Annotated in this window: 4 protein-coding genes; 2 read left to right on the top strand and 2 right to left on the bottom strand. The window is 25.7% G+C overall.

Features of this window, described 5'->3' with window-relative positions:
- Together HNP68_RS06120 and HNP68_RS06115 are read left to right on the top strand one after the other, a co-directional pair.
- The coding region (locus HNP68_RS06120; RefSeq protein ID WP_235684957.1) for a hypothetical protein at positions 1 to 743 on the top strand (743 nt) is incomplete at its 5' end.
- 17 nt (positions 744 to 760) lie between these two features.
- On the top strand, positions 761 to 1,078 hold the full coding sequence (locus HNP68_RS06115) for a plasmid maintenance protein (RefSeq protein WP_183221478.1): 318 nt from the start codon (positions 761 to 763) through the stop codon (positions 1,076 to 1,078).
- Positions 1,079 to 1,224: 146 nt separating this feature from the next.
- On the opposite strand, the gene HNP68_RS06110 is transcribed toward HNP68_RS06115, so the two are convergent.
- Positions 1,225 to 2,406 carry a hypothetical protein gene (locus HNP68_RS06110; RefSeq protein ID WP_183221476.1) on the bottom strand — a complete coding sequence of 394 codons (1,182 nt, stop codon included), beginning with the start codon at positions 2,404 to 2,406 and terminating at the stop codon, positions 1,225 to 1,227.
- Positions 2,407 to 2,570: 164 nt separating this feature from the next.
- Complete coding sequence (locus HNP68_RS06105) at positions 2,571 to 3,713, bottom strand: plasmid maintenance protein (RefSeq protein WP_183221475.1); 1,143 nt, start codon at positions 3,711 to 3,713, stop codon at positions 2,571 to 2,573.
- Between the last annotated feature and the right edge of the window lie 556 nt (positions 3,714 to 4,269).

The following is a 4,269-nucleotide window of genomic DNA, read 5'->3' as shown; positions in this document are numbered from 1 at the left end:
TCAAGCCTTCTAAGAATAAGGAAGAGCCACTTTGCGAAATTAATCCTAAAGAATTCATTATGATTAGTGAACATCTTATGAAGACTTCTAGCACAACTCACAAATTACTTGGAATTATTATGGCTTCTGGAATTCCATTATCTGATTTGAAAAATCAGAATATCAAAACCCCCTACAACTTCAAGTCCAATATACTTTCTTATGTGCTGGACAATGGCTTGATGTTGAAAACATATTCTTTAGTTCAATCTAACAAAATTTCTAGATGCATTGAAAATCTAAACAAAAGTGAATTGTTATCTATTAGAGCAAAAAAAATTAATCGTGTGGCAAGAAATATATTTGACTTCAATATAACTACCAAACAGCTGAAAATTGCCTATTCTTTGATTGTAAAGACCAAAGAAACGAAAGAAGATAACAAATATACCAAAAATCCAGGAAATATCCGACTAACTGAAAATCCGTGTATCCAGAATCTGGGTAAAAAACTAAACTACATTAAAGCATTTAAGCCCGTCAAGCCTAATGAAATAAATCTAAGTACTTACAAAAATAGTAAGAACGAAAATACATATACTATTGCAAATTTGATTTCTAATTTTTTTTCTGAAAATGAGCCTTGCAAAAATTTGCATAATCTAAAATTATACATTAATGCTAACTTAAGAAAATTAGGAATTTACAAAAATACTAGTGATTTACAAAAGCGAATTTTTTCTAAAATATTCTTGATTGAGTAAAAATTTTGGGCGCAACCATGGAAAATCAACTAAGTCAACTACCCAAGCTACTAGTCAAATTAGAAACACTTATGTTTACAATTGAACAAATTAAAAAACAATTTAGTCAATTTACTACAGAAACAATACTAAAAGACTATAACGAACTAATTCAACATTTTGGTATAGCTCAAGATACAGTAAAATCATTAGAAACCCATATCAACAAACTAGAAAAAATCAAAGTCATAGCCAGATTTTACACTAAAAATATAGACAACAATGTTATTGTCTATTACAAAATCAATTATCCTATACAAACATGTTATGATAAAATCAAGGAATACTATGCATAAAAGATCATGAAAGAAAATAACCATGAAAGCCGTATAGAAATATCTTTAGTTTTTGGGTAACTCTAAAGTTACTTAACCATATATTTCACAATGATTTTAATTTAATCTAAAAGATACTACAAAAAAATTTAATAATTTTCAACCCACTAAACCGTCAATAAAGTAGGGAATTTGTATTCACTCAATAATGTCTTTAATTTTTCGTTATTGCTTTTTTCCATTATCCTTTTTAGTTGTAAAACTTCGCGCACATTTAAAATATATCTTCTCTTTTTTAGATATATTAGATTAAATTTGATTAAAAGATTGATATTTCTTCTTACAAAAGATTCCGTCTTTCCAGATTTATTACATATTTTTACAATAGAGTAAATTGTGGATTGATTATCCTCAAGATAAGTGCAAATAAAATCAATAGCATTAAACAATTCTTTATTAAAAGTATAAGCATCAGTATCATTTTGTATGGTTGATTTTTTACTAAAATCAACTAATCCTTCAGAAGAACTAGCCAATAAATCTATATTTAATTTCATATTATTTGTGTTTTCATTAATTAATTTTGATTGCTGCTTTATTTCTTCGGCATACTTTTTTCTAGCACGATATATAGATGTCAGTAATTTCCCTATGAAAAAATCTAATGCACCAGACAATATCAAAAATGCCCACGCTCTAAACCTTTCTACATAATTTTTTCTATTTATCAGTGAAGAATTCCCAAATAATGCATAAAAACCTTGCATACGAACTACTTCTTCCTTTTTTTCCTTAACAAAATTAAGGAGCTCATTATCTAATTTACCAAATTCTCTTTCAATATTATCTATTTTTTCAGACAAATTCTCATTTTCTTTTTTTATCTCATTAATTTTTTTTTGTATATTATTTATCATGGTCTTATAATTGCTAGGATCTAGATCAAGTTGCTTATCTTCAAGATTTTCTATATTTGACAATCTCTTATTAATTAAATCTGAAGTTCTTTTTTTTTGAGTTAGCAAATCTTCTTTTTTCGCTTTTATAAAATTTTTTTTATTTTGCAATTCTTCTAAAATCTGATTTTTTAAGTCTGTTATTTCTATTTCATAGGATTTTGTGAAAATATCTTCAAAACTGTACCATGTACTAGGAATTTGAGTTGCAAATGCACACAATAGTAACAATAACATTTGCATTTTTAATGTAGACCTTTCAATCTTACCTTGTGCTTTTGAATGCTCGTAAGACTTATTGATCATCATGGAAAAGAAAATAGCCGGCACAACAATCATAAAAATAGTAAGAAATACATTATAATCATAGTTAACACCACTAATTTCTTTCAAATTTTCCCCGTAAAAATATAAACTTCTACGAAAATTCGAGCCGTTATGTGTCATAAAGAAATTTAACAGACATATGCTAATCGCTGTTAAAATTAAATGAAGATTTTCTAAAATAAATTGAATATTTGGCATAATTTTTCTTAATTTAGTATCATTCATATTTTTTAGCTTATTGCTTTTCCCCTATTATTCAAACACATGTTTGAATTTAAAATACCAGGCATCAAATAATTGTTTCCATTTTTTAGCATTTCTAATAATTCATAATAATATGAACCGAATACTTTATTATATTCTAATTTCTTTTTGCTATTCAAATAGTTTTTTATAATTGGTTTCAACACTTCAATTTCTTCAGTATTTTTTAGTCGATCAATAAGGATATTGAAAATGTTTGTTCTTATATGTTCATAATTTTTTTGTGGATTTTCTTTTTTCAATTCAATCGATTTTTCTAATTTACGCCTTATAATGCTTAAATCATTGTATTTTTGGTATTCAATAATAAAATGCGGTTTATTTTTGTATTTTTTATGTATCTTTTGAAAATTTATTTCCAATTGTTCTGAATTGTATCCTTTTTTTTCTAATTCTTTTTGTGTATTTTCTAGAATTTCTTTCAGTTTGTTTTGCTTTTCTTTAAGGCAAGATTTATTTGAAAAAATTTTCTTATTTTTTGTTAGTTCAATTTCATATCTTTTTATGGCTTTAAGTACTTTAATCAAAGTATCTTTATCAATATTTAAATTCAATAAGAGAAAGAGAGATTTTTTAGATAAAAAGTTACATTTATTGAAGTATTTTATTATTTGGAATTTTTTTATTGGATTATCTCTCTCTTTTTTTTCTTCTTTTATATTATTATTTTTATTACTTAAACATACCTCCAAATTTACACTCCCCTCTAAAGGAAATTTGTCTTTAAAGTGGTTATTAACCCTTTTTTGGAATCTTGTTTCTTTTTTTTCTTTGAAGAATTGGTTTAGCTTTTGGTAACACTCTTTTTTTGAAAAATTCAGTTTATAGTAAATTTCAGTTCCACAATTTACTCCCAAATGTTTATAGTAATTAGTTGTGACTTTTATTTCTTTTTCTAATTTGTAAAGATATTTTTGCAGTGTCTTTAGTTTAACAGGTGTTTGACCATTGCGTTTTAGATTTTTATTATAGTAATATAGTATGTTTTGTTGTGTGTATTTCTTATGGGTTTTGTTTATGTACTGTAGTGTTGAAATAAGAACAATTAATCTGTGTTGGTGGTTATTGTGGCAATTTGGACTTTTTTTACGGGTTATTACTTCTTTCATTTTGAAGTTACTCCTTAATATTTTGTTTAATAATAATTAATATTATAATGCATAATTTTGATTTAAAAGTAAATACTTTCTTAAAAAATATTTAGTTCTAATTATTAATTTCATTAATTAAATGTGCTTTTTATAATTTAGGGAAAATAAATTGATTTTAATTTTAAGTTGAGTTACACTACAAATAGCGTAGTGAGACTTCTTCGTTTGTTTTACTACCTTATATTTTGTTAATTTGCAAAAAAATAATGAGATAAATAGTCTAGTGGGGTCTTGGCGAGATTCTTTAGTAAAAGAGTTTGGTTAAGGCCCACTTTTTTTGCAAAAATTTTTGTTAAAAAGCTCAACTTTTCGGCTCATAAGTTGGGCTCAAGTTTACATAAACCCACATGATTTACATAAACCCACATGATTTTGATAACCCACATGATTTACATAAACCCACATGATTTTGATAAACTACATGATTTTGATAAACCCACATGATTTACATAAACCCACATGATTTTGATAACCCACATGATTTTGATAAACTACATGATTTTGATAACCCACA

It is taken from the genome of Borreliella yangtzensis (assembly GCF_014201775.1).
In the GTDB taxonomy this organism is placed as follows: Bacteria; Spirochaetota; Spirochaetia; order Borreliales; family Borreliaceae; genus Borreliella; species Borreliella yangtzensis.
Note: the sequence above shows the minus strand (reverse complement) of the source record. Positions and strands in the feature narration are given on the sequence as shown.